Genomic DNA, 26447 nt, shown 5'->3' with positions numbered 1-26447 from the left:
AATGTCGCCGAAGACCTTTCCTTGATCGAAATCATTTTTGCGGACGGCCTGCGCGCCCTGGTTGCTGGGAATGCCGCATCTCACTCTTCCTCAGCGGAAGCTGTCGCGGTAGCGGCGGCGAGCTTCACGCTGAATGTCCTGGTAGGTTTCGAAAATGTCGTGAATGCCGTGGGCCAGACGAACAAGGGGATTGTGTGCGCGAATGGCCTCCGTCGCACGCCTGCCTACTCGTCCAAACGCTTGCACAAGACGCAACAGTAATACCATTATTTGCATTATCCTCACCCGTTATCCTGTTCTATCATCCCCGCGGTACTGAGGAGAGGTGCCGAAAGGGAGGAACAGATGACATATTTCAAGAAAAGCGCGTTTCTTGCGGCGGGGCTGATGGCCAGCGTCGCCTTCACCGCGCCCGCTTTTGCCGGCAAGGCCGACGATACGCTGAACGTCGCCATGGCCGAGGAAATTCTCAATCTCGACTATAACTACACGACCAAGCGCGAATACATCATCCTCGCGCAATTGACCGACACGACGCTGTTCGATCTCGATCCGGCGACCCAGGAGTTCAAGCCGGCGGTCGCGACCGGCTATGAATTTCTCGATGACAAGACTGTGGACATCACCCTGCGCGATGACGTCAAATTCCACGACGGTTCGACCCTGACGGCGGAAGACGTTGCCTACACCTATAACTGGATCATCAATCCCGAGAGCGAATCCAATGCCAGCGGCACGATCGGGCGCTGGCTCGACAATGCCGAGGTGACGGGGCCGAATACGGTGCGCTTTCACCTGAAATCGGTCTATCCGCTCGTCCTGCGCGACATGGCACAGCGGATCATGCTGCGCAAGGCCGGCACCTATGACGAGGGCGGCGTTATCGACCGCGATGCCATGGCAAGCGACCTGATCGGCACCGGCCCCTACAAGGTCGTTTCCTTCGAGCCGGGCCAGGAACTCGTGCTGGAACGCTTCGAGGACTATTTCGGCGAGAAGCCCGCAATCGAGAAGATCGTGGTGCGCAGTCTGCCGGACATGGGCACGCAGCAGGCCGAACTGATGTCCGGCGGCGTCGACTGGATGTTCAAGGTGCCGCTCGAGCTCGCCGAAAACCTCGGCTCCACGCCGATGGCGGAGCATCTGAGCGGGCCGGATCTGCGGATCGGCTTCCTGGTGCTTGACGCCGGCGGCCTCACCGATCCCGACGGACCGCTGACCAAGCTGAAGGTGCGCCAGGCCATCAACCATGCGCTGAACAAGGGCGACATGGCCGAATATCTGATCGGCGGCTCGGCTGAGGCGATCCACACCGCCTGCCATCCGGCGCAATTCGGCTGCGACCAGACCGTGACGGACTATCCCTACGACCCGGAACAGGCCAAGGCGCTTCTGGCCGAGGCCGGCTATCCGGACGGTTTTCCGCTCGAGATCTGGGCCTATCGCGACAAGCCCGCGGCCGAAGCGATCGCAGCCGACCTTGAAGCCATCGGCATCGACGTCGACCTGCGCTATGTGAAGCTTGCAAGCCTCAACCAGGCGCGCGCCGACCAGGATATCCCCGCCTATTTCGGCACATGGGGCTCCGGCGGCACGGCAGATACGGCCGCCATCGCCCGCATCCATTTCTCCATGGACACCGACCGCAACCTCTCCGGCGACGAAGCGCTGGCCGAGACGGTTCTGGCCGCCGAGCAGACGGTGGACCAGGAAAAGCGCAAGGAACTCTACAGCGAGGCGCTGGGCAAGATCGCCGACGAGGCCTACTGGGCGCCGCTTTTCACCTATTCGGCCAACTACCTCGTTTCGCCGGATCTTGAATTCCCGCTCGATCCGGACGGCCTGCCGCGCCTCCAGAATTCAAGCTGGAAGTGATAATTTCTCCCGGCGGGCGCAGAAAGCGGCCGCTGGGGATGGAGGATCTTCAACATGCTGCGTTATATCGGGCTGAGGGCCGTCATGGCCCTGGCAGTCGCCTTTGCCGTATCGCTCGCCGCCTTTTTCCTGCTCAACATCGCCACCGATCCAGCGCATGCGATTGCCGGCGAGGACGCCACGCAGGAGGTCGTCGAGGCGATCCGCGCCCGCTACGGCCTCGACCAGCCCTTGCCGGTCCGCTATTTCGAATGGCTCGGCGGCGTGCTGCGCGGTGATTTCGGCGAGAGCTATTACTGGCACAAGCCGGTTGCCGAACTGGTCGCAAGCCGCGCCGGCGTGACGCTGACGCTCGCCTTCTCGGCCCTTGCCGTCACAATCGCCATCGCCATCCCGCTCGGCGCGCTGGCAGCGCTCAATCCCAACAGCTGGATCGACCGGTTCGCGCTCGGCGTCGCCGTTTCCGCGCAGGCCGTGCCGAATTTTTGGCTGGGGCTGATCATGATCATCATCTTCGCGGTGACGATCCCGCTCTTCCCGGTCTCCGGTGATGACAGCTGGCGGCATTTCGTCCTGCCCGCCATCGTCCTCGGCGCATCGTCCGTACCGGCGGTCATGCGGCTGACGCGCACCGGACTTCTCGACGTCATGAGCGCGGACTATATCCGCACCGCCCGCTCCAAGGGCTATCGCGGCTGGAGCCTGCTCTACCGCCATGCGCTGCGCAACGCGCTTCTGCCGGTGATCTCGGTTCTCGCCGTCCAGCTCGGCCAGAAGTTCGGCGGCTCGGTGATCACCGAAAGCATCTTTGCCATCAACGGCCTCGGCCGCCTCGCGCTGGAATCAATCCTCGGAGCCGACATTCCGACGGTGCAGATGCTGATCTTCATCTTCGCCATCGTCTTCGTTGCCATGAACCTTCTCGCCGACATTCTCAATGCGGCGCTCGACCCGAGGATCAGAATCGGATGAGTGACACGGATATCGCCTATTCGGCCGCGGAAACCGGCCCCGAAACGGAAGGCCTGACGCCCGGCCAGATCATGCGCCAGCGCGCCTTCGGCCACACCGGCTTCCTGATCGGCGCAGGCCTGATCGTGGTGCTCGCGCTGATCGCCATCACCGCGCCGCTGATCGCCCCGCACGATCCTTACGTCCAATCGCTCAGCCAGCGCATGCTGCCGCCGGTCTGGAACGAAGGCGGGACCTGGGACCACATCTTCGGCACAGACCAGAACGGCCGCGACTATCTGAGCCGCCTCATCTACGGCACGCGGATCTCGATCACGATCGGCATCGGCGCGGCCAGCATCGGCCTCCTCATCGGCGTCACGCTTGGCGTGCTCGCCGGCTATTTCGGCGGATGGGTCGATCACGCCATCAGCTTCGTGCTGACCGCCCAGCTCGCGCTGCCGTCGCTGCTTCTCGCCATGGCGCTGGTTTTCATCATCGGCCCGTCGATCTGGGTGGTGATCGGCATTATCGGCGTGCTGCACTGGACCTATTATCTGGTGGTCACGCGCGCGGCGACACAGCGGATCAAGAACCTCGACTTCGTCGCCGCAGCCGCATCCGCCGGCGCCAGTCCCCGGCAGATCATCTGGCACGAAATCCTGCCCAATCTCGTCTCGCAGATCATCGTCATCTTCACCTTCGAACTCGGCATTGCCATCCTGGCGGAATCAAGCCTCTCCTTCCTCGGCGTCGGCATCCAGCCGCCCACGCCCTCCTGGGGGCTGATGATCGCCGAGGGCAAGCAGGCGATCTTCTACCGGCCCTGGCTGGTGGTGCTTCCGGGTATATGCCTGTTCCTGCTGGTGATCGGCGCCAATCTGATGGGCGACGGCATGCGCGACATCACATCGCCGGAGGGCCGCAACTGATGACCGCGCTTCTCGATATCCAGAATCTCGAAATCACCCTCGGCGTTCCCGGCGGCACTCTCTTTGCCGTGCGCGACGTGTCACTCACGCTCGAGCGCGGCCAGTCGCTCGGCATTGTCGGCGAAAGCGGCTCCGGCAAATCGATGACCGCGCTTGCCCTCATGCGGCTTCTGCCGCGCGTCGCCAATGCCACGGCGGACCGCATGGGTTTCGACGGGCGGGAGCTTCGCGAGCTGAGCGATGCGGCCTTCGCCGCCGATATTCTCGGCACCCGCATCGCGATGATCTTCCAGGAGCCGATGACCTCGCTGAACCCGGTCTACACGATCGGCCGGCAGATGACCGAGGCAGCCGTCATGCGTGGCGCGCTGTCCGCACGCAAGGCCCGCGAACGCGCCATCGCGCTTCTCGAGCGCGTCGGCATTCCCGATCCCGTGAGCCGCATGAGCCAGTTCCCGCACCAGCTTTCCGGCGGCCAGCGTCAGCGGGTGATGATCGCCATGGCGCTGATGCTGGAGCCGGAACTCTTGATCGCCGATGAGCCGACAACGGCGCTCGACGTCACGGTCCAGGCGCAGATCCTCGACCTGCTCGACGATCTCAGGCGCGAATTCAACATGGGCCTGATCCTGATTTCTCACGATCTCGCCGTGGTCGCCGAGCGCACTGACAAGGTCGCCGTCATGTATGGCGGCGAGGTGATCGAACAGGGCAAGGCGGCGGATGTGCTGAGAACGCCCGCCCACCCCTATACGCAGTCGCTGCTGCTGGCGATCCCGCGGCTTGACCAGCCGCCGCGCCGGCTCGGCGCCATCCCCGGCATTGTCCCCTCGATCATGGAACGGCCGGAGGCCTGCATCTTCGCGCCGCGCTGCGCCCACCGGCGCGAGGCCTGCGTCGAGAAGAGACCGCCGGAAAAGAGCACGATGGCGGATCACCGCTATCGCTGCATTCTGGAAACGCCGCCGGCGCCGCGCATCGAGGCGCTTCCCGCCCATCTCGCCAAAGTGCCACAGGCCGAGACCGATATTGTCATCGAGGCGCGCGACATCACCCAGATCTACACTTCGCGCCGGGGGCTGTTCGGTCCCAAACGCGAGCTGAAAGCGCTCGACAATGTGTCGCTGACGGTCCGGCGCGGCGAAACGCTGGCGCTGATCGGCGAAAGCGGGTCGGGCAAGTCGACGCTGGCACGCATTCTGCTCGGCCTCAACGAGCCGACAGCCGGCAGCGTGACCATGCTCGGCCGCGCCATCTCCGAACTGTCCCATATCGAACGGGCCTCCTTCGTCCAGCCGATCTTTCAGGACCCCTATTCCTCGCTCAATCCCCGCCGCCGCCTGTCGGAGATCATCGCCCGGCCTCTGGAGCTTTCCGGCAACGGCCATGCGGCCTCCCGCCTTGCCGCCGTGCGCGCGGTGATGGATCTCGTGCGCCTGCCGAAGCGTCTCCTGCACGCCTATCCCTCGCAGCTTTCCGGCGGCCAGCGACAGCGGGTCGCCATTGCCCGCGCGCTGGTGACACGACCCGAGGCGCTGATCTGCGACGAGCCGACCTCGGCGCTCGATGTTTCGGTCCAGGCGCAGATTCTCAATCTGCTCGACGACCTGCGCGCCGAGATGAACCTGACGACGCTTCTGATCACCCACGACATGGCGGTCGTGCATCAGGTGGCCGATCGGGTCGCGGTGATGCTCGACGGTAAAATCGTCGAGGAAGGCCGGGCCGCCGACGTGCTGCACGCGCCGAAGAACGACTATACGGCGCGGCTTCTTTCCGCCGCGCCGCAATTTCATGACGCAGACCCCGAAGCGGAGATGGCCCGATGACCAAGACCGGGACGGCACTGACGCCGGAAACGCTGTTTGCCCGCGAAACGCTCTGGCAATCCTGGCTTGATGTCGAGGCGGCGCTCGCGGAAGTGCAGGCCGACATGGGCACCATTCCGCAATGGGCGGCGCGCGATATCCGGGCTGCGGCGAAGCTCGAGACAATCGGAGCCGCGGCGTTGGAGGCGGATATACGCAAAACGCTGGCGCCGGTCATGTCGCTGACGCGGCTTCTCGGCAAGGCCGCGGGCAAGGCGGGCGATTATGTGCATTGGGGGGCGACGACCCAGAACGTGATGCAGACCGGCCGCATCCTCCTGATCCGCGAGGCGGATCGGGCCATTCGCGGGGAGATCGCACGCGCGATGAGAAGGCTTGCATCGCTTGCCGAAGATCATGCCGGCACGGTCATGGCGGGGCGCACCAACCGCCAGCACGCCCTGCCGATCACCTTCGGCTTCAAGGTCGCCGGATGGATCGAAGAGATGGGCCGGGCGGTGGAACGGCTGGATGACGGCGGCAAGCGGCTGTTCTCCCTGCCCTTCGGCGGCGCTGTCGGCGCCATGCACGCCTTCGGTCCGGACGGGCGGGAACTGAACCGGCGGCTTGCCGCGAAGCTCGACCTTCGCGAACTGCTGGTGCCGGGGCGAACCATCAACGACATCTTCGCCGACTATATCGTGCAGCACTGCCTGATGGCGATGACGGTGGAGCGCATCATGGCGGAGGCCTATCTGCTGATGACCGAGGAGATCGGCGAGCTTTCCGAAACGCTCGACGCCGGCACGGTCGGCTCATCCACCATGCCGCACAAGGTCAATCCGAAATTCGTCGTCAGGGTTCTGGCGGAGGCTGCGGAGCTGCGCGGCCTTGCGGCAAGCGCGATGGAAACCGGGCGTTCCAGCCATGAGGGGGATGCCGCGACCAACCAGTTGCTCTCATCCGTGCTCGACCGCGCCGTGCCGCTCTCCTGGCGGATGACGCGCGGCTTTGCCGATACGCTCCACCGCATCCGCGTCGACCCGGACGCGATGATGCGCAATGCCGAACTCTCCGGCGGCGTGATCGCGACGGAGAACCTGATGATGCGGCTGGCGCCGAAGACCGGACGGGCATCCGCCCATGATCTCGTCCATCATGTTCTCGCCGAAGCCTCGGCAGGCGGCGCTACGCGGGCGGAGGAACTGCTGAAGAACGACACGATCTCGAAATACCTCCCCGCCGAGGAAATCCGCGCAGCGCTGATGCCGGCGGCCTATTGCGGCGACAGCCGCGACATCGCGCTGAAGGCCGCCGTCATGGCCCGCGATCTGGCGGGAAAACTGGACGGGGAGACGAATTGAGCGGCGGCCGTCAGATCAGGTAGAACAGATCGGCGATCTCCGGACGTTCGGCGCGCTGCACCTCGACATGCTGGCTCAGCGCATCGAGAAAGACCTCCGACAATTGCGAGCGCGGCCCCTTGGCGTGCAGGCTCGCATAGGTGATCCAGTGATCGCCGGCAAGCGGGCGCAGAACCAGGCCCTTCGTGGTCAGCGCCGGGGCGCAGACGGGGTCGATCAGCGTCACGCCGAGACCCATCCGCACCATTTCCACCGTCACGATGGTCGAGCCGGTCTCGACCGCCGTGTCGACCCGAAGACCAGAGCCGCCCATCACCTCGTCGAGCCGGCTGCGCCAGCGCTGGCCGGGCGCCAGCGTGACGAAGGGTGCGTTCTCCAGCATGGTCGGCGTGATTTCCCGATGGCGGGCGAGCGCGTGGTTCTCCGGCATGAGAACGCAGAGCCTCGCCTTCAGGATCGGCATGATGTCGAGCGGGATGATTGCGTTTTCGACCGGCAGAGAAATGACGCCGAGATTGTAGCCGCGCGCGGCGACCTTGCTCTCGATGGCAAAGCGGCTTTCGACATGAACCGTGCACTGAAACTCATGGCCCGCCTCGCGCATGGCGGCAATGGCCGGCACCACCAGCGCATTGGCAAGCGGCGGCGCGGTGACCACCGACAGCCAGTTGCGCTTGCGGGTCTTGATGTCGCGGGCAACGGTGGCGATCTCGTCAATGCCCGTCAGCGTGTTGGCGATCTGCTGGTAGAACTCGGCGCCATCCTCCGTCAGTTCGAGATTGCGGCGCGAGCGCGAAAACAGCGTCAGCGAAAGCTGGTCCTCGAGCTGCGACAACAGCCTGCTGGCGGCCGATGGGGACAGATTGAGCCGCGCCGCGGCTTCCGAGAGCGAGCCGGTGAGAACGATCAGGTGCAAAAGCCTTAGACCGCGCAGGTTCATCAAATACCCCCCCAAAAAATTGCGAAATCCGCAACAATCGGCAAGGTAATTCGACTTTCGTCAATTGTCGATTCGGTGCTGCCCCTCTTCAGGCGGGGTGTTGAGGAACCAGGCGATCAACTCGGCGGTGTTGGCAAGACCAAGCGCCCGCGTCATACGCAGCCGGTGCATCTCGATGGTCCGGCGCGAAAGTCCAAGCTCCTCGGCGATCGCGGCATTGGTCTTGCCCTGGGCCACAAGCGTGAGGATCTGCCGCTGCCTTCCGGTCAGCCCCGTATTGGCCGCCGAAACCGGCCGCGCGATCGGTTCAAAACAATAAACGGCAGCGGCGAAGGGATCGCCCGTATTGTGCGAACGACCCCGCACCCGGCACCAGAAGCGGCGTCCGTCGGTCGCGGCCATGATCCGTTCGTCATAATAGACCGCGCCGCCCGGCAGGTTGTCCCGCCACATCTCGCCGGTGCGCACGAAGTCATCGATCGCCGGGTAAAGCCGCGCAAAGCTCTTGTTGATCAGGGCATCGCGCTCATAGCCGAACAACGCCGCGAATTCGCCATTGCAGTCGCGGATCACCCGATGCGTGGCAAAGACCAGCGGCACCGGTAGCTCGGACAGGGTGAAAGCGGCTTGGGCAGTGTTCATGTCGTATAAATACGACTCGGCCTGTCGCCGCCGCAAGCCTTATTCTGCATCTGACAAATTGCAATTTCTCTGGGAGGAGGCAATGCGGAAAGTCTATCAATCGGCGGCCGAGGCGCTCGCCGGTCAGTTGCGTGACGGCATGGTGATCATGTCGGGCGGTTTCGGCCTGTGCGGCATTCCCGAGGCGCTGATCGAGGCGGTGCTGGAATCGGGCGCCCGCGACCTGACGGTCATCTCCAACAATGCCGGCGTCGACGGGATCGGCCTCGGCCGGCTTCTGGAAACGCGGCAGATCAAAAAGATGATCTCGTCCTATGTGGGCGAGAACAAGCTGTTCGCCGAACAATATCTCGGCGGCGAGTTGGAACTCGAATTCAACCCGCAGGGCACGCTCGCCGAACGCATCCGCGCCGGCGGCGCCGGCATTCCGGCCTTCTTCACCAAGACCGGCGTCGGCACGATGATTGCCGAGGGCAAGGAAATCCGCAGCTTCGGCGGCGAGGACTATGTGATGGAGACCGGCCTTTTCGCCGACATCGCCCTCGTCCATGCCCACACGGGCGATCATGAGGGTAATCTCGTCTACCGCAAGACCGCGCGCAACTTCAATCCGGACATGGCGACGGCCGCCCGGATGACGGTGGCCGAAGTCGAGCATCTGGTTGCCCCCGGCGAGATCGACCCCGATCATATCCACACGCCCGGCATCTTCGTCTCCCGCATCGTGCATGTGCCGAACCCGGTGAAGCACATCGAGAAGCGGACCGTGCGCGAACGCAAGTCGGAGGAGGCGTAACATGGCCTGGACACGTGACCAGATGGCGGCCCGTGCCGCCCGCGAACTTGAGGACGGCTTCTACGTCAATCTCGGCATCGGCATTCCGACGCTTGTCGCCAATTACATTCCCGACGACATGGACGTTCGCCTGCAGAGCGAAAACGGCATGATGGGCATGGGTCCTTTTCCCTATGAGGGCGAAGAGGATGCCGACCTGATCAATGCCGGCAAGCAGACGGTGACGGCCCTGCCCCAGACAAGCTTCTTCTCCTCATCGGAAAGCTTCGCCATGATCCGCGGCGGCCATATCGACCTGTCGATCCTTGGCGCCATGCAGGTTGCCGAAAACGGCGATCTCGCCAACTGGATGATCCCGGGCAAGATGGTCAAGGGCATGGGCGGGGCGATGGACCTCGTCGCCGGCGTCAAGCGCGTCGTCGTGGTGATGGAGCACGAGGCGAAGGGTTCACCGAAGCTCCTGCGCGAATGTACCCTGCCGCTGACCGGCACCCGCGTCGCAGACATGGTGATCACCGATCTCGGCGTCTTCACCATCGCAAGGCAGGGACCGGTGAAGATGGTTCTCACAGAACTGGCCGATGGCGTCTCGCTCGACGAGATCACCGCCAAGACTGAAGCGCGCTTCGATGTCGAACTGGATCGGGAGGGCGGCAAATGAGCGACGTCGTCATTGTTTCCGCTGCACGCACGGCCGTCGGCGCCTTCATGAAGTCCTTCGCCACCGTGCCCGCCCATCAGCTCGGCAGCACGGCCATCGCCGCAGCGCTTGAACGCGCGACCGTGAGCCCTGACGAGGTGGACGAAGTCATCCTCGGCCAGGTACTGACGGCCGGCGCCGGGCAGAACCCGGCGCGCCAGGCAGCCATTGCCGCCGGCATTCCCGATAGCGCCACGGCCTTTCTGATCAATCAGGTCTGCGGTTCGGGCCTGCGCACCGTGGCGCTCGGGATGCAGCAGATCGCCATGGGCGATGCCCGCATCGTGGTGGCCGGCGGACAGGAATCCATGTCGCTCTCACCCCATTGCGCGCATCTGCGCAGCGGCCACAAGATGGGCACGGCGAGCTTTGTCGACACCATGGTCGGCGACGGCCTGACCGATGCCTTCGGCGGCATGCATATGGGCATCACCGCCGAGAACATTGCCCGGCAATGCGGCATCGACCGCGCCCGCCAGGACGAATTCGCGCTTTCCAGCCATCGCAAGGCGACCGCCGCGCGCGATGCCGGACGGTTTGCCGAGGAGATCGTGCCCTTTGCCGTGAAATCGCGCCGAAGCGAAACCATCGTCGACACCGACGAGCAGATCCGCCCCGATGCCAGCGCCGAGACGCTGGCCGCTCTCCGCCCGGCCTTCGACAAGGACGGCACGGTGACGGCGGGCAATGCCTCGGGCCTCAATGACGGCGCGGCCGCCCTCGTCCTGATGCATGCGGATGAAGCCGCCCGCCGCGGCCTGACGCCGCTTGCCCGCATCGCCTCCTGGGCGACGGCCGGCGTTGACCCGACGATCATGGGCACAGGGCCGATCCCGGCCTCGCGCAAGGCTCTGGAGAAGGCCGGCTGGTCTGTCGGCGACCTCGATCTTGTCGAAGCCAATGAAGCGTTCGCAGCTCAGGCCTGCGCCGTCAATGACGGGCTCGGCTTCGATCCGGCGAAGGTCAACGTCAATGGCGGAGCGATTGCCATCGGCCACCCGATCGGCGCCTCCGGCGCGCGTATCCTGGTAACCCTGCTGCACGAAATGAAGCGACGTGATGCGCGCAAGGGCCTGGCCACGCTCTGCATCGGCGGCGGCATGGGCGTGGCGCTCTGCGTCGAGCGGGGATAGGCCCCCGGTCCGGAACGAACCGGCGTCGCGCCGAACAGTCATCTGCGGATCGGCTGCGGCGCGGCGCCTCGCCGCCAAAGACCATCACCATCGCCGCTCAGGCTAGTTCTTCCTCAGGATAGCGCAGCGAAACGCCCTCGGACTCGATCAGGGCGGCCATTTCGAGCGTCGGCGGCCCGTCGAGCACGAGGATGTCGGCATCGCCCAACCGGCCGCGCTTGGCCGGAGCGGGCCTTGAGAATTTCGACCGGTCGGCAACCAGGATCGAGGTACGGCAGCTCATGCGGATTGCTTCGCGGGCAGCAGCCTCCTGCTGGTCGAAATCGACGAGCGCGCCGTCGGGCTCGACGCCGGCCACGCCATAAATGCCGAAATCGGCGCGGTAGCCGTTGAACATAGCCTCCACTTCCTGGCCGATCAGGTCACGGTCCGGCAGGCGGATCATGCCGCCCGGAATGAAGATGCGGTTTGAGTTGTTGGGGCTGAGCGCCATGGCAACGTTCAGATTGTTGGTCACAACGGTCAGGTCGTCATGATCGACCATCGCGGCCGCAACCATCTCCGGCGTGGTGCCGATCGAAAACATCAGCGAGGCGCGGCTCGGGATCATCGCTGCGACAAGCTGACCGATCCGTCGCTTGGCCTCGGGATGCGATAGCCGCCGGCTGTCATAGGAGAGATTGACGCCAGCGCTCATCCGCTCCACGCCGCCATGCCTGCGGCGCAACTGGTCAGCGCTGCAGAGCATATTCACGTCGCGTCGGATCGTCTGCGGCGAAACGCCAAACTCCTCCGCCAGTGTCTCGATGGTCATCGCGCCATGCGCCTCGACCAGGGCCAGAATTTTCGTTTGACGATCACTGATGTTCATTAGCGCCACTGAATTGCGATTTCTATGCTCGAACGGACATCTGCTCCATAGGTGACAGGCTGTTGAACCTATGATGACGTTTGAATGAAGCTGTGACGAAATCGTATCCGGCTACGGTCCCAAGTGCCAGAGAAATTCATCTGCGCTGAAGAAATGAAAATTAAATCAATGAGATGCTTTCACCGAACAGTGACCTGAACCCGCTTCTACACAAAACGGTAACATAAGCTTCAAGCGCCGGACATATGGCTCCGGTAGAGATTGCACGCGCGTGCAATGTCGCATGCGGCAACGAGATGAAGGGGCTTCCCGTGAGCATACTCAAGACAACCAAAACCGCCCTTATGGGCTCCGTCGTGGCACTGGGCTTCGCTTCCGGCGCCCTGGCCGAAGACTATACCATCACCGTCTGGTCCGGCGGCACCGGCGAAACCGGCAGCTACCGCTGGGAGGCAATCCAGATGGCTGCGGACATTCTGGAGCGCGAATACGCGGTAACGGGCCAGGATGTGAACATCACGATTGAACACCAGGAATGGACCGGCTGGGACGACTTCAAGCAGGCCGTTACGCTCGCCGCCGAGGCCGGCAATGCGCCGAACATCATCGTCTCCGGCCATGAGGACATCGGCCCCTGGTCGCGTTCGGGCCTGCTGCGCCCGGTCGAAGACTATGTCGATTTCGACGCCTGGCCGCTCAGCCAGATCTATCCGAACCTGATCGACATCGCCAGCTATGACGGCGTTGTCTGGGGCCTGCCGCAGGATGCGGAAGCCCGCCCGTTCTTCTTCTCCCGCGCCCATCTTGCCGAAATCGGCTATTCACAAGAGGACATCGACGCCCTGCCGCAGCGCGTTCAGGACGGCGAATACACGCTCTACGACATGCTGGACGATGCCAAGGCGATGCAGGACAAGGGCGTCGTCGCCGAGCGCCGCGGTTTCATGCCGCGCGTCAACAATGGCACCGACTACTGGCAGTTCTACGTCAGCTTCGGCGGTGAAATGGTCGATCCGGAAACCGGCAAGATCGTGCTCGACCGCCAGGCGCTCACCGACATGTACCAGTTCTTCGTCGACGCCGCGGACATGGGCGTCGTTTCCTCGACCCATCTGGGTTCGACATGGGACGACTGGCACCAGGCCGTTTCCAGCGATCAGGCCGGCATCTGGCACGGCGGCACCTGGCACAAGGCCGAATGGGAAGCAAAGTGGGGCCTCGAGGACTTCTTCGGCCAGATCCAGTACAGCCTGATCCCCGCCGGCAATGAGCGCGGCCGCGCCAACACGATCAGCCATCCGCTGGTCTATCTCATGTCCACCACCGGCACCGACGACGATGCCGTCATTTCTTCCGAACTGATCACGATCGCCACCGAACCGCGCATTGCCGCGCTCCATGCCGTCAAGTCCGGCAAGGTCGCCATCGGCTCGGCCGAAGCGGAAGTCCCGGTCTTTGCCAATGACCGGTGGAGCAGCATCGCCACGACCGAACTCCTGCCCCATGCCACGGCGGTTCCGAACGACATCGATTTCGGCGTCGTCTGGAAGGCCATGTATTCAGGGCTGGAAGCCTCCTGGACCGGCACGACCTCGGTCGAGGATGCGGTCAACAATGTCGAAAGCGAGGTCACCGGCCAGCTCGGCGACGCGATCATCATACGCTGATTGACACGCCCCGGAGCCGCCCGCCGGCTCCGGGAACTTCTCCCGTGACGGATCCATGAACATGACCAACAGAGCCAATGGTTTGGGCCTTTTGCTGATGACCCCGGCAGCGTTGCTGCTGGCAGCCTTCTTCCTGCTGCCGGCAACGCTGACCGGCATCTTCGCCTTTACCAATATGAGCACCTCGACAGGTATTTCGGGCGGGGCCTATGTCGTCACCGAAACCGTGCTGCGCAAGCTTGAAGCCTCCGACCTCGACCCACGCCTGCGCGAAGCCCTCGGCGAGAAGAGCTATGCGGTCAACGCCGAGACGCTTGCCGCCGCGAAGACGACCGATATCGAGCCCGGCTTTCTCGCGGAAATCGAGGACCGCCTTTCCGGTAATATCTATTCGGCCTCCTCCGCTTTCGAGGACGACTTGAAATCCCTGCCCTCGCGACCGCGGCGCATCCGCGACTTGAAGCTTGCGACCGAGCCCTTCGAAGGCTCGGTCATCAACACGCGCTATCCCGATCGCGGCCAGTTCGAAGCCGCCCTGCAATCCTTCCTGCCGAACGCAACCCAGGCCGATCTTGGCATGATCGCCACCGCGTCCTACACCGGCTGGACCTGGACGACCGACAATTTCATCGACCTTCTCACCCGCGCCGACACGTTGAAGCTTGTCGCCAATACCGTGTTCTACGTCTGCGCCACGCTGGCCTTCAACGTCTTCGTCGGCCTGTTTCTCGCCATCGCGGTGTTCTATCTTCCAAGCCGTACGGGTGGCGTCTTCAATGTGCTCTGGCTTTTGCCGCGCATCACGCCGGTCGTGCTCTATGCCATCATGTGGAAGTGGTTCACCTGGGAGAACGGTTTCCTCTATGTCGCCGCGAAGGACCTAGGCCTTCCCGCCTTCAACTACATGAAAGGCTCTGTCCCGACCGCCTGGGCGACGGTGATCCTCGTCAACGGTTTTGTCGGCGCATCCTTCGGCATGATCCTGTTTTCCGGCGCGCTGAGGGCTATCCCCATACAGCAGCTCTGGTCGAGCGAGGTCGACGGCGCAAACCGCTGGCAACAGGTGACAAGGATCATCCTGCCGCAGATGCGCTGGCCGATCCTGTTCGTCACCTCCTACCAGACGCTGTCGCTGCTTTCTTCCTATGAACTGATCTGGCTGACCACGAATGGCGGACCGGGTAGCACGACCACCGTCTGGTCGCTGGAGGCCTTCCACACCGCGCTCAACAACTATACCGGCAACCTGCAGTACGGCCTGGGCGCGGCCATGGCGCTCATTCTCGTCATTGTCGGTCTTGTCCTCTCCATCCTCTATCTGCGCCTGTTCAGGTTCAACGAACTGGTCAGCAAACCGAAGATCGAGTTCTAGAATGACCAAGAACCATTCCCTCTGGCCCGTCATCTTCATCCTCGCGCTGTTCAGCGCGCCGCTGGCGATCATGTATCTTTTTCTCGTGGTCGATACCTTTTCCAATTCGGCGCCGGGTTCGTTCCTGCCCAATGAGTTCACTCTGCAGCACTGGCGGTTTCTGTGGAACCCGGATGTCACCGGCAATGTCTGGGAGCCGACGCTCAATACCTTCCTGTTCACCGTCAGCATGGTCGCGATCGTGCTCGGCGTCTCGACGACGGCCGGCTATGCGGTTTCGCGGCTCAACCTGCCGTTCCGCCGCTTCTTCCTGTCCTCGCTGATGGTGATGCACGCCTTTCCGACCGTGACACTGCTCATCGGCGTGTTCCTGGTGCTACAATATGCCGGCCTCTACAACACGCTCATCGGCGTCATTCTGGTGAAGGCCAGCCTGATGCTGCCGCTCGGCATCTGGATCATGAAGGGGTTTTACGATTCCGTGCCCTGGGAGATCGAGATGGCCGGCGTGCAGGACGGCGCCAGCCGGTTCACGGTCTGGTGGCGGCTGATCCTGCCGCAGGTCAAGCCGGGGCTGATGGCGCTTTCCATCTTCGTCTTCATCGACGGCTGGAGCGAATATCTGCTGCCGCGCATTCTCGCACCGGCAGCCCAGATCGAAGTGCTCTCGGTCTATCTAGAGGCGGTCTCCGACCCGGATTCGATCACCTACAATTTCAATCTCTTCAAGTCGGTCGGGCTTTTCTACACCCTGCCGGTCATCGTTCTCTTCGTGCTCTTCCAGAAGCCGCTGATGAACATCTTCAGTGGAGGCACCAAAGGCTGATGCAAGTCTCACTTTCCAATTTCACCAAATCCTTCGACGGCACGCCGGTGATCGAGAACCTGAACCTGACCGTCCGCTCCGGCGAGATGATGGCCCTGCTCGGCCCCTCCGGTTGCGGCAAGTCGACCACGCTTTTCGCCGTCTGCGGCATTCACCGCATCAACAAGGGCAAGATCCTGTTCGGCGACAAGGATGTCTCGACGCTTCCGAGCCAGAAGCGCAATGTCGGCGTCGTCTTCCAGAACTACGCGCTCTATCCGCATATGTCGGTATTCGACAATATCGCCTTTCCCCTGAGCGTGCGGCGCATGAACAAGGCCGATATCAAGCGCGAGGTCGAGGCGATCGCCGGCCTTGCCCATATCGACAACCTGCTGGAGCGCAAACCGGGCCAGCTCTCCGGCGGCCAGCAGCAACGCGTCGCCCTTGCCCGCGCCATCGTCCGCCGTCCGAACGTGCTGCTGCTCGATGAGCCGCTCGCCAATCTTGACGCCAAGCTGCGCCTTGAAATGCGCTCGGAAATCCGCCGCATCCAGCTCGAGACCGGAATTACCGCCATTCTGGTCACCCATGACCAGGTCGAGGCGATGTCGATGTGCGACCGGGTCGCGATCATGGACAAGGGCAGGATCCTGCAGCTTGACCGCCCGACCGCGCTCTACGAGGCGCCAGCCAACCGTTTCGTCGCCGGCTTTCTCGGCAATCCGCCAATCGTCTTCGCCGAGGGTCGCATTGACAATGGCGCTCTGACGACAGACGACGCGATCCGCCTGCCGCTGCCGAAAAGGCTGGCGGGCCGCACGCAAGGCGAGCGGATTGCTCTCGGCATCAGGCCGGAGCATTTCGGCGGCAACCACCCCGACACCGTGACCGGCACCGTCAGCTTCATCGAACCGCAGGGCCGCGAGATGCTGTTCGACATCAAGCTGGGCGACAAGACAGTGCTGCGCTCGATCCAGCCGGTGCGCGGCGATGTGCAGATCGGCGATAGTGTTGCCTGGGGGCTTGAGACCGAGAAGCTGCTCGCCTTCGACTCCTCTGGAGCGGCGATATGACAAGACGCGCGGAAAATACCATTCCATGGCCCTTTGCGGCCGGGGAGCCGGTATGCATCGCCCATCGCGGCGCATCGGCGCATGCCCCGGAAAACACGCTTTCCGCCTTCCGGGTCGCTGCCGAACTGGGCGCGCAGATGTGGGAAATCGACGTACATCTGACGGCCGACTGTGTGCCCGTGATCACGCATGACGCCGGCCTGATGCGCATCGCCGGCATCGACCGCGCCATCGCCGACCTCGACTTTGCAACCCTGCGCGACCTTGCACCGGAAATCCCGAGTCTCGACGAGACGCTTGACCTTGCCGCAAGGCTCGATCAGGCGCTCTACATCGAGATCAAGGCTGCCGGCGCGGGTCGCATTGTCTGGCGCCATCTGCTTGCGCGAGGCTTTACCCGCGTCGCGCTCGGCAGCTTCAACGTCGATGAAATCCGCGCGCTTGCCGATGCCGGCTGTCCATTTACGCTGGCCGCCCTGGTGCCGCTTGGCGCGGATCCGTTCGCGCGCGCAGCCGAGACCCGGGCCGACATCATTCATCTCTGCTGGGAGAAAGGCGGCGGTGAAAGCCCTGAGCGCCAAGTCGACGCGGCGCTTCTTGAGCGGGCGAAGGACGAAAACCTCGGCGTCGTGCTCTGGCATGAGGAGCGCAAGCCCGTGCTCGAAGCGTTGATGGCATTGCCGGTGCTCGGCATCTGCACCAACCAGCCCGAACTGATGCGCGGTTTCGACCGCTTAGACGGTGTTGCGACGCAGATTGTCTGCCATCGCGGCGCCAATCATTTCGCGCCCGAAAACACGCTTGCCGCCGCGCGCCTCAGCTTCGGCCAGGGCGCGCATTTCGTCGAGATCGACGTGCATATGAGCGCCGACGGCGAGATCGTGGTCATTCATGACGAAACGCTGGAACGCACCACCACGGGGACCGGCGCGGTCAGAGCACGGACACTGGCCGAACTGAAGACGCTGAGCGCCGGCGCGTGGTTTTCGCCCTTTTATGCGGCGGAAATCATACCGACGCTTGATGAGATGATCACGCTTGCCAGATCATACGGGGCGCGGCTCTATATCGAGAACAAGACCGTCGACGCGAAGGTTCTGGTCGATTTCGTGCGCTCGCGGAATTTTCTTGGCGATTGCTTCTTCTGGTCGGAGAACCCGTCTCTGCAGGAAGCGATGCGCCAGGCCGCGCCCGATGCCAATATCAAGGCCAGCGCCGGACGCTATCAAGATGTGGAGGAGATGCAAGGCCATCTGGCGCCGCAGCTTGCCGAGATCCATTATCCGGATTATGCGCGCCTTGCCCCCCAATGCCTTGCGAAAGGGATCACCCCGATGATGCAGTATTTCGGCGACGATCCCGCAATCTTCGACCGGATCGCCGAGATCGCCCCGCCGATGATCAATCTCGATCGGGCCGATCTTCTGGCTGCGGCGCTTCGACGGCGGATTGCCGATGGCCGATGAAACCCGCCCCGGACGGGCGCCGACCGCCGAGGATGTCGCTCGGCTTGCCGGCGTCCACCGCTCCGCCGTCTCGCGCACTTTCACGCCCGGCGCAAGCGTCGCGCCGCAGACCCGCGAAAAGGTGCTTGAGGCCGCGGCCACGCTTGGCTATCGCGTCAACTTTCTGGCGCGCAGCCTGTCGCACCAACGCTCCAACCTCGTCGGACTTGTCGTCTCCGACATCGACAACCCGTTTCGGGCGCAATTGCTGGCCGAACTCGGCACGAGCCTTGTCGCTTCCGGCTATCGTCCGCTTCTGCTGCCGACAGAGCGCGGCGGCAAGGTCGCCCGCCATATCGACATGATGCTGCACTACAATGTCGCCGGCGCCATCGTTACCGATGACGCCTCCCCCGCCGAGATCGCCCGTCAATGCGCCGATCACGGCGTGCCACTGGTTCTGATCAACAAGCGGCCCGTTTCCGATACGGTGCTGAACGTTTCGATGGACACGGAAGCCGCCGGCGAACTGGCGGCGCGCGCGCTTTTCGATGCCGGATGCCGGCGCGTGGCGCTGGCGAGCCAGCGGCGCAGCTCGCATTCGATCAGCCTTCGCCGCTCCGCCTTCTGGCGCGCATGCGAGCGGCTCGGCATCGAGATCGCCGGCGAATATTTCGGCGACCTGCCGAACTATCAGGGCGGGCGCGCAGCCGCCGACGCTTTCCTTTCCGACCCCGCCGACGTCGATGGCATCTATTGCGCCAACGACTATCTGGCGCTCGGCTTCATCGATACCATCCGCCATTTGAGCCCGCTTTCGATCCCGGGCGATCTGAAGCTCGTCGCCTGCGACGACATTCCCGAGGCCGGCTGGCTGGCTTACGACCTGACGACAGTGCGCCAGGACCCGGTGCGCACGGCCGATGCCGCCGTCAACGGCCTGCTTGCGCGCATCAGCGAACCGGACACCGTCGCTCCGCCGGTCGTCGTCGACGTGCACCTGGTCGAACGCGGCTCGACCACCCTTGTGCCGCCCGGCCCGCCAGCCCCTCCACCCCAGGGCTTGAAGGCTGATCAGCCTCCCTCATAACCGAAAAGACATCGCATTTCCCATGACTACCTCTTCTTCTCCCGCCCGCGCGGCGCGGCTTGCCGCCGCCAAGATCATCATCCGCGAAGCCGGGGCGCTGGCGCTCGATTTTTTCAGGCGCCGTGAGAGCCTGATCGTGGAAACCAAGACATCCGGCCAGGATCTCGTCTCCGTCGCCGATCGCTCGGTGGAGGGCTTCATCCGCGCCGAGATCGCCGCACGCTTTCCCGAGGACGGGCTACTGGGCGAGGAGCACGGCAAGGCCGACGGCAAGAGCGGATTTTGCTGGATCATCGACCCGATCGACGGCACCAGCCCCTTTCTGCACGGCCTTGAGAGCTGGTCGGTGGTGATTGCCATTGCGGAAGGCGACCGTACGGTGCTGAGCCTCATCGCGCATCCGGCAACCGGCGCGCTCTACTGGGCGGAGGAAGGGCACGGCGCCTGGTGCGATAACAAGCAACTCTCCATCGATGCCGCGACGCCATTTTCCGGTGGCGTCATCGCGATCGGTCCGGGCGGCGCGGTCCATGCCCGCGCGGTCGGCCGGATCATCGCCAACATCCTGGAAGACGGCGGCAGCTTCATGCGCAACGGATCAGCGGCCCTCAGCCTCGCCCATGTGGCGCAGGGCAGTTATCTCGGCTTTTACGAGCCGGAACTCAGCGCCTGGGACTGCGTGGCCGGCCTGCTACTGGTGCGCGAGGCTGGCGGCATCGCCATCGACCCCTTCGCCGGCGATCTGACCGCGATGCGGCGTCCCTGCCTTGCCGCGGCCCCTCAGGTTGCAGAAAGGCTGAAGGAGATCCTGCAGGGCCGAACATAGGGAATTTTGTCCTCAGCCGAGCCGCATCAGCAGCTCCATCGACGGTTCACCGGTAACGGCAAGCCCGTTCTGCCGCTGATAGGCGGATATGGCCGCGCGCGTCTGCGTGCCGAAAACGCCGTCCACAGTGCCCGCATCGAAGCCTCTTTCCTTCAGCCCCGCCTGCAGCGCCTTGCGCTGGTCGGCGGTAAAGCCGTAGCGATCCGGCGGGAACGTGCCGCTGATGGGTCCCGCCCCCGCGATCCGGTCGGCCAGATGCCCGACGCCGATCGCGTAGTTCGTGGAATTGTTGTATCGCCTGATGACATCGAAATTGGGGCCGACGACGAAGACCGGCCCGCCGGCATGCGGCTGAATGCGGCGGCCGCCCGCGACGGAAGCGCCCGGCGATCCCGCCTCCCCGCCCCAGGCTTGGCCCGTGCGCCAGCCCGCGCGCTTCAGGTATGAGGCCGTGCTCGCCAGCGCATCGGTCGGATCATCGCTCCAGATATCGCGCCGCCCGTCGCCGGTGAAATCGACGGCATAGCCGAGATAGGAGGTGGGGATGAACTGGGTGTGACCCATGGCGCCGGCCCAGCTTCCGGTCATCTGCTGCGGACTGATATCGCCGTTCTGAAGGATCTTGAGGGCGGCCACCAACTGGCTTTCGAAGAAACTGCCGCGCCGTCCCTCATAGGCGAGCGTCGACAGCGCCGAGACCACCGGCACATCGCCGCCCCGCTCGCCATACATGCTCTCCAGTCCCCACACGGCGACGACGACATGGCCGTCGACGCCATAGGTCGCCTCGATCTGTTCGAGCGCCGTGCGGTAGCGGGCATAATTGGCCCGGCCCTTGGCCACCCGCTCGTCGGACGCGGCAATGGCGAGATATTCCTCGAGCGTGCGGTTGAATTCGGTCTGGTTGCGGTCCTGCACGATGACCTCGGGCGTATAACCCGCATTTGCAAAGGCCGCGTCGAGCGTCTGCCTTGAAATGCCCTTGGCCTCGGCCCGCTTCCTGAAGCCTTCAACCCAGGCATCATAGCCGGCATTGGCCACCGTGCCGGGCGGCCTTGATACCGAGGGCCTTCCGCCCAGCAGATTGCTCGAGCAGGCCGACAACACGGCCGCAACCGCCAGAAGAGAAAATGCGCGTCGTGTCGCATGCATTCCGCTGATCCAATCCGAAGCATGTTCAGGTATGGATTCTAGCGCAGAAAATAGCGGCGGCAAGATGGACGGCAGTCTCCCCGGAGACCGGACATCAGCGAATACGCCGCTCATCCTCTCCGAAAACGTAAATCCTGTCGGCGTCGACAGTGAGAAGAAGCGTCGTGCCGGGCCTGGCAATGGCGCTGCGTTCGACTTCCACGGTAGCAACCGTTTCGCCGATCGTGCCGTAGAGATAACTCGACCCGCCGAGGAACTCGGAGAAATCGACCGTAAACGGCACGCCCGGCTCGCCTTCGCCGGCAGGGCGCCAGTGCTCAGGGCGAATGCCGACCGTGACGGGCGTGCCATCCTTCGGCTTCGTCTCAAGTTCGGCCAACGGCAGCCTGGCTCCCGCGATCTCGACCTCGCCACCCCGTATCACGCCCGAGAGAAAATTCATCTTGGGCGAACCGATGAAGCCGCCGACGAACATGTTGTCGGGATCATCGTAAAGTGCTGCCGGAGAGCCCACCTGCTCGATATAGCCGCCGCGCAGGACGACGATCTTGTCGGCAAGCGTCATCGCTTCCGTCTGGTCATGGGTGACGTAGATCATCGTGTTGCCAAGCTCGCGGTGCAGCCGGGCGATCTCGATGCGCATGCCGACCCTCAGTTCGGCGTCCAGGTTGGAAAGCGGCTCGTCGAACAGGAAGATTTCCGGATCCCGGACGATCGCCCGGCCGATGGCAACGCGCTGGCGCTGGCCGCCGGAAAGCTGGCCGGGACGGCGGTCGAGATAGTCCGTCAGCTTCAGGATATCGGCCGCCTGGCGCACCTTGGCCTCGACCTCCGCCTTCGGCCGTCCGGCAACCTTGAGGCCGAAGCCCATGTTCTGCTCCACGCTCATATGCGGATAGAGCGCATAGGTCTGGAACACCATGGCGATGCCGCGATCGGACGGGTCCTCGTCGGTCACATCCGTGCCGGCAATCATCACGTCGCCGCTCGTCACCTCTTCGAGACCCGCGATCAGCCTCAAAAGGGTGGATTTTCCGCAGCCCGACGGTCCGACGAAGACGACGAATTCGCCGCCCTCGATCTCCAGGTCGACATCATGAATGACCTGCACCGCGCCGAAGGCCTTGGAGACCCGCCTGAGCGACAGGCCCGACGGGTTGCGATCCGGGGTGAGCAACTCTGCCTGGCCCATCGTCATGCCTCCCTGCGCAGCCAGACCAGCATTTCGCCCGGCGCGCGATTGTCCCAGAGATAATAGGGTATGGCTTTCAAACTGGCGGATGTCCGGTGCGGCGGTGTGGTGGCGTAAAGCGCCTCGGTCGGCTGGCTTTCGACGAGAGCTTCGATGCTGAGCGCAACCGTATCGCTAAGACCATCGACCGTCGCAAGGCTCACGGAAGCGCCGTCTTTCACCACATAGGCATTGAGCGGCGCCTTATTGTCGGTTTCCTCCACACAGTAGACGAACGGCCCGCGCAAGAGGGCAGCACGGCCCTGGTCGGGCGCGACCTTCGGGTGAGCATAGAGCATTTCCGGCTCCATCCCGAGGTCAAGTTCGATCGTGTCGCCAGCCTCCCATTGGCGGCGGATCCGAAGATAGCCCTTCTCCGGCGTTGCATCGGAGGCTTCACCGTTGATCGCGAGCGAAAAGCCTCTGGCCCAGCCCGGTACGCGCAGCGACAGGGTGAATTCGACGGGCGTCAGCGGCGTCAGCGTAAGGGTAACCCTGCCATCCTTCGGATAGGCGGTTTGCTGTTTCACATCGATCCTTGTGCCGGCAATCTCGATTTCGGCTGCATTCTCGCAATAAAGATGCAGCGCCAGCTCATCCTCGGCAACGCCGTAGAAGTACGTGCCGATCGAGGCGACGAGGCGGGAGATGTTCGGCGGGCAGCAGGGGCAGCGGTGCCAGCGCCAGCGATGGTGGCCGCCATGGCTTTCCAGCGGATTGTCGTAGAAGAAATGGGTGCCGTCCTGCGAAAGCCCTGAAAGCGCGCCGTTATAGAGCGCCCGCTCCATGACATCGGCAAAGCGCGCATCGGGCTCGCGGCCCAGCATGCGGCTGGCCCAGAACACCAGTGCGACAGCCGCACAGGTCTCGGCATAGGCGGTATCATTGGGCAGATCATAGTCGAATGTCAGTCCCTCATTGTCCTTCGATGGCCCGAAGCCGCCGGTGACATAGAGGTTGCGGTCGATCAGGTGCGACCACAGCGCTTCCAGTGCCGGGTCGAGGCTGTCATCGGAAAACTCGGTGGCGACGTCAGCCATGCCGGCATAGAGATAGGCCGCCCTCACCGCATGACCGACGACTTCCCGCTGCTCGCGCACCGGCTTGTGGGCCTGGCAATATTCGAGCGTGGTGAAGTGAAAGTCTTCCGGCTTTTCGCCGCGCGCAATGGCTTCCTGATCGAAATATTTCGGATCCTTGCCGCGTTCGTCGACAAAGAATTTCGCCAGATCGAGATAGCGCTGCTCACCGGTAACGCGGCCGAGCTTGACCAGCGCCAGCTCAAGTTCGGGGTGGCCCGGATAGCCGCGTTTCCTGTCGGCATCGGGACCGAAGGTGGCATCGATGCAGTCGGCATAGCGGCACATGATGTCGAGGAACTTGCGCTTGCCCGTGGCGTGGTAATAGGCGACCGCGCCCTCGATCAGGTGACCGGCATTGTAAAGCTCATGTCGGTCGCGCAGATTGGTCCAGCGCTGACCCGGCTGGATGCGCTGGTACCAGGAATTGAGATAACCGTCTTCGGCCTGCAGCCGGCCGTAGGCATCGATCACCGCGTCGACGCGGGCTTCCAGCTCTTCGTCACGCTTGCGGTTCAGCGCATAGGCCGCCGTCTCGATGCTCTTGCCGAAATCGGAATCCCAGAACATCTGCGTGGTGACGGTGTTGCCGTGGTCGAAGGGGATGACGATGCCGGGATTGGGCAGGTCCGGGTCGACCTGTTCCAGCATGCGCGCTTCGATGCATCGGTCGAACAGAAGCTTGGCCGTCGTCGTCGCGACGACATCGACGCGCGGGCCGAAAAAACCGCCGACCTCGACCTGATTGACGGAGAGCGGACGGAATTTCGACTTTGGCTGCAGGGCATCGCCGGCGTTGAAGGGCTTGTTCATCATGTGGTCCTTTCGGAAATGCTATTTCACAGCGCCGGCCGTCAGGCCGCGAATGTAGGAGCGCTGGAGAATGAGAAAGAGGATCATGCAGGGGATCATCATCAGCGTGACGCCCGCCTGCACCGCGCCCCAGTCGACCGAGCCGTAGCGGCCATAGCGCACGGCGGTCATCAAGACGGGGAGCGTGAATTTCGACTGGTCTGTCAGAAGCACGAGGGCGGCGAGGAACTCGTTCCAGGCATTGAGGAAGGCAAAGAGGCCGACAGTCACCACGCCGGGGAGCACCAGCGGGCCCATCACCTGGACGAGCATGCGCACGCCCTTCACACCATCCATGCGGGCCGCCTCCTCGATCTCCTTCGGCACGGCATCAAAGGCGTTGCGCATCATGAAGACGGAGAAGGGAAGCTGCAGCGTCGAATAGATGAGGACGAGGCCGATCAGCGTGTTCTGAAGCCCCATCTTGGCGAGAAGCAGAAACAGCGGCGTCAGGATCGACTGGAACGGAACCATCATCGTCGACAGGATCAGCACGAAGGCAAAGCCCTTCAGCGGAAAGCGGTATCTCGAGAAACCGTAGCCGGCGAGGATCGCCACGACGATGGTGAGCGCGGACGTGCCGACGGCAACGAACAGGGAATTGCCCGAATAATGCAGCACCGACTGGCCGAAATTCTCAAGCCGCTCATAGCTTGAAATGCTGAAGCCTTCCATCGGCCACGGCGGTATCGGAGGTTGGGTCGATTCCGCCGGCGTGCGGAAGCTCGCCAGCACCACCCAGACCAGCGGAGCCAGGAAAAGAGCGGCAACCAGCGTCGCCGTCACATGAAACAGGAGACGGTGATAGCGGAACCGACCGCGACGGGTCGCAGGCGCGGCTGCGGTTTGCTGAAACGATGAAACGGCGGTCGACATCATTTGTCCTTTCGATCGCTGAGCAGCGTCAACTGCAGCACGCTGAGGACGAGCAGGATGACGAGCAGCACCATGGACAAGGCCGCGCCATAGCCCAGGCGGAAGGAGACGAAGCTCTCGTTGAAGATCTTGTAGACGGCGGTGACCGTCTTGTTCTGCGGCCCGCCGCTCAGGATGATGTAGAACTGGTCGAAGGCCAGCATCGAGCCCGAAACGCAGAGGATCAGCGCCAGCGCGAAGGGTTTGCGGATCAGCGGCATGGTGATGTAGCGGAAGCGCTGCAGCCATTTGGCGCCGTCAATGCGCGCGGCCTCCTGGTAATCCGCCGGGATCGACTGCAGGCCGCTCATCAGGATCACCATGAAGAAACCGGCCATTTTCCAGACGACCATGACGATCACCGACCAGAAGGCCGGCGTGAAATTGGCGAGGATATTGACCCGCCCCTCCGTCAGGCCGAGGTCCTGCGCCAGCGGCGAGAAAAGCCCGGTATCGACATTGGAAAGCCAGACCCACAGCAATGCGGCCGAGGCAAAGCCGGTCACCACGGGGAGAAAATAGATCGTCCGGTAGGCGGAAACCGCACGTCCCTGCCCCTGCACGATCAGCGCCAGCGCCATGGCGAAGCCTAGAAGCGCAATGGTGACGACGATCGTATACTGGACGGTGAACCAGAGCGACGACCAGAAACTCTTGTCGAACAGCAGCCGTTCGTAATTGTCGAGGCCGATGAAGCGCGGCAGGCCCATCAGCGGCCATTTGTGCAGCGACATCCACACCGTCATGCAGAGCGGAACGATGAAGAACACAGTGACGAGCGCCAGCGCCGGCAGAACATAGATCAGGCCTGTCCACTGTGAATGCCGTCGCCTTCGGCGCTTTTTCGGCGGGGGCGCGTCCGCGCCTGCCACTAACCCGTCAGACATAGCGAAAGTCCTTTCGCATCAAAGAGATGGCCACCGGC

Annotated in this window: 24 protein-coding genes; 16 read left to right on the top strand and 8 right to left on the bottom strand. The window is 63.4% G+C overall.

The genetic code is table 11. The annotated features are described in order from the left end of the window. The first annotated feature begins 21 nt into the window (after window positions 1-21). From GGR30_RS05985 to GGR30_RS05960, 6 genes are all read left to right on the top strand, one after another. Window positions 22-261, top strand: a complete 240-nt coding sequence (locus GGR30_RS05985) for a hypothetical protein (RefSeq protein WP_183483563.1) — start codon at window positions 22-24, stop codon at window positions 259-261. Between the two features lie 84 nt (window positions 262-345). Next, the gene (locus GGR30_RS05980; RefSeq protein ID WP_183483561.1) at window positions 346-1875 is read left to right on the top strand and encodes an ABC transporter substrate-binding protein; all 1530 of its coding nucleotides are present in this window, start codon (window positions 346-348) and stop codon (window positions 1873-1875) included. Between the two features lie 54 nt (window positions 1876-1929). Next, window positions 1930-2847: an ABC transporter permease gene (locus tag GGR30_RS05975; RefSeq protein WP_183483559.1), complete on the top strand. Its 918-nt coding sequence runs from the start codon at window positions 1930-1932 to the stop codon at window positions 2845-2847. Beyond that, a complete protein-coding gene (locus GGR30_RS05970; protein WP_183483558.1) occupies window positions 2844-3758 on the top strand; it encodes an ABC transporter permease in 915 nt (304 codons plus the stop codon). The genes GGR30_RS05975 and GGR30_RS05970 overlap by 4 nt, the downstream gene beginning before the upstream one ends. After that, a complete protein-coding gene (locus GGR30_RS05965; RefSeq protein ID WP_183483556.1) occupies window positions 3758-5587 on the top strand; it encodes a dipeptide ABC transporter ATP-binding protein in 1830 nt (609 codons plus the stop codon). The genes GGR30_RS05970 and GGR30_RS05965 overlap by 1 nt, the downstream gene beginning before the upstream one ends. Next, the gene (locus GGR30_RS05960; RefSeq protein WP_183483554.1) at window positions 5584-6930 is read left to right on the top strand and encodes a lyase family protein; all 1347 of its coding nucleotides are present in this window, start codon (window positions 5584-5586) and stop codon (window positions 6928-6930) included. The genes GGR30_RS05965 and GGR30_RS05960 overlap by 4 nt, the downstream gene beginning before the upstream one ends. Before the next feature lie 10 nt (window positions 6931-6940). Here GGR30_RS05960 and GGR30_RS05955 read toward each other — a convergent pair whose 3' ends face one another. Together GGR30_RS05955 and GGR30_RS05950 are read right to left on the bottom strand one after the other, a co-directional pair. Then, the gene (locus GGR30_RS05955) at window positions 6941-7870 is read right to left on the bottom strand and encodes a LysR family transcriptional regulator (protein WP_183483552.1); all 930 of its coding nucleotides are present in this window, start codon (window positions 7868-7870) and stop codon (window positions 6941-6943) included. A 60-nt stretch (window positions 7871-7930) separates the two neighbouring features. Next, window positions 7931-8512 (bottom strand): helix-turn-helix transcriptional regulator, encoded by a 582-nt coding sequence (locus GGR30_RS05950; protein WP_183483550.1) that lies wholly within the window; start codon window positions 8510-8512, stop codon window positions 7931-7933. Between the two features lie 82 nt (window positions 8513-8594). On the opposite strand from GGR30_RS05950, the gene GGR30_RS05945 reads away from it, so the two are divergent. From GGR30_RS05945 to GGR30_RS05935, 3 genes are read left to right on the top strand one after another with little or no spacing between them, the layout of a single operon-like run. Then, on the top strand, window positions 8595-9308 hold the full coding sequence (locus GGR30_RS05945) for a CoA transferase subunit A (RefSeq protein ID WP_183483548.1): 714 nt from the start codon (window positions 8595-8597) through the stop codon (window positions 9306-9308). 1 nt (window position 9309) lies between these two features. Beyond that, window positions 9310-9969 (top strand): 3-oxoacid CoA-transferase subunit B, encoded by a 660-nt coding sequence (locus tag GGR30_RS05940; protein WP_183483546.1) that lies wholly within the window; start codon window positions 9310-9312, stop codon window positions 9967-9969. Then, window positions 9966-11141, top strand: coding sequence for an acetyl-CoA C-acetyltransferase (locus tag GGR30_RS05935; protein WP_183483544.1), 1176 nt, complete (start codon window positions 9966-9968; stop codon window positions 11139-11141). Before GGR30_RS05940 ends, GGR30_RS05935 begins: the two co-directional genes overlap by 4 nt. Window positions 11142-11238: 97 nt before the next feature. Here the strand turns inward: GGR30_RS05935 and GGR30_RS05930 are convergent, their stop codons facing one another. After that, window positions 11239-12012, bottom strand: coding sequence for a DeoR/GlpR family DNA-binding transcription regulator (locus GGR30_RS05930; protein ID WP_183483542.1), 774 nt, complete (start codon window positions 12010-12012; stop codon window positions 11239-11241). 311 nt (window positions 12013-12323) lie between these two features. On the opposite strand from GGR30_RS05930, the gene GGR30_RS05925 reads away from it, so the two are divergent. The 7 genes from GGR30_RS05925 (at window position 12324) to GGR30_RS05895 (ending at window position 20293) form a co-directional block, all read left to right on the top strand. Beyond that, window positions 12324-13679 carry an extracellular solute-binding protein gene (locus tag GGR30_RS05925; RefSeq protein WP_183483540.1) on the top strand — a complete coding sequence of 452 codons (1356 nt, stop codon included), beginning with the start codon at window positions 12324-12326 and terminating at the stop codon, window positions 13677-13679. A gap of 61 nt (window positions 13680-13740) precedes the next feature. Further along, window positions 13741-15051 (top strand): carbohydrate ABC transporter permease, encoded by a 1311-nt coding sequence (locus tag GGR30_RS05920; RefSeq protein WP_183483537.1) that lies wholly within the window; start codon window positions 13741-13743, stop codon window positions 15049-15051. A gap of 1 nt (window position 15052) precedes the next feature. Beyond that, on the top strand, window positions 15053-15877 hold the full coding sequence (locus GGR30_RS05915) for a carbohydrate ABC transporter permease (RefSeq protein WP_183483535.1): 825 nt from the start codon (window positions 15053-15055) through the stop codon (window positions 15875-15877). Continuing rightward, window positions 15877-16932, top strand: a complete 1056-nt coding sequence (locus GGR30_RS05910) for an ABC transporter ATP-binding protein (protein ID WP_183483533.1) — start codon at window positions 15877-15879, stop codon at window positions 16930-16932. The genes GGR30_RS05915 and GGR30_RS05910 overlap by 1 nt, the downstream gene beginning before the upstream one ends. After that, window positions 16929-18398 (top strand): glycerophosphodiester phosphodiesterase family protein, encoded by a 1470-nt coding sequence (locus GGR30_RS05905; protein ID WP_183483531.1) that lies wholly within the window; start codon window positions 16929-16931, stop codon window positions 18396-18398. Before GGR30_RS05910 ends, GGR30_RS05905 begins: the two co-directional genes overlap by 4 nt. Beyond that, complete coding sequence (locus tag GGR30_RS05900; protein ID WP_183483529.1) at window positions 18388-19467, top strand: LacI family DNA-binding transcriptional regulator; 1080 nt, start codon at window positions 18388-18390, stop codon at window positions 19465-19467. The genes GGR30_RS05905 and GGR30_RS05900 overlap by 11 nt, the downstream gene beginning before the upstream one ends. A 22-nt stretch (window positions 19468-19489) precedes the next feature. Next, window positions 19490-20293, top strand: a complete 804-nt coding sequence (locus GGR30_RS05895; protein WP_183483527.1) for an inositol monophosphatase family protein — start codon at window positions 19490-19492, stop codon at window positions 20291-20293. Between the two features lie 12 nt (window positions 20294-20305). Here GGR30_RS05895 and GGR30_RS05890 read toward each other — a convergent pair whose 3' ends face one another. The 5 genes from GGR30_RS05890 to GGR30_RS05870 all read right to left on the bottom strand — a co-directional run bounded on the left by GGR30_RS05890 (window position 20306) and on the right by GGR30_RS05870 (window position 26409). After that, window positions 20306-21445: a lytic murein transglycosylase gene (locus tag GGR30_RS05890; protein ID WP_183483525.1), complete on the bottom strand. Its 1140-nt coding sequence runs from the start codon at window positions 21443-21445 to the stop codon at window positions 20306-20308. Between the two features lie 94 nt (window positions 21446-21539). Beyond that, complete coding sequence (locus tag GGR30_RS05885) at window positions 21540-22637, bottom strand: ABC transporter ATP-binding protein (RefSeq protein ID WP_183483523.1); 1098 nt, start codon at window positions 22635-22637, stop codon at window positions 21540-21542. Between the two features lie 2 nt (window positions 22638-22639). Continuing rightward, window positions 22640-24571 (bottom strand): glycoside hydrolase family 127 protein, encoded by a 1932-nt coding sequence (locus tag GGR30_RS05880; protein ID WP_425488339.1) that lies wholly within the window; start codon window positions 24569-24571, stop codon window positions 22640-22642. Between the two features lie 18 nt (window positions 24572-24589). Next, on the bottom strand, window positions 24590-25483 hold the full coding sequence (locus GGR30_RS05875; protein WP_246413618.1) for a carbohydrate ABC transporter permease: 894 nt from the start codon (window positions 25481-25483) through the stop codon (window positions 24590-24592). Then, on the bottom strand, window positions 25483-26409 hold the full coding sequence (locus GGR30_RS05870) for a carbohydrate ABC transporter permease (RefSeq protein ID WP_183483520.1): 927 nt from the start codon (window positions 26407-26409) through the stop codon (window positions 25483-25485). The genes GGR30_RS05875 and GGR30_RS05870 overlap by 1 nt, the downstream gene beginning before the upstream one ends. Window positions 26410-26447: the final 38 nt, after the last annotated feature.

It is taken from the genome of Martelella radicis (genome assembly GCF_014196625.1).
GTDB lineage: Bacteria > Pseudomonadota > Alphaproteobacteria > Rhizobiales > Rhizobiaceae > Martelella > Martelella radicis.
This window is presented reverse-complemented; position numbering and strand designations above follow the sequence as displayed.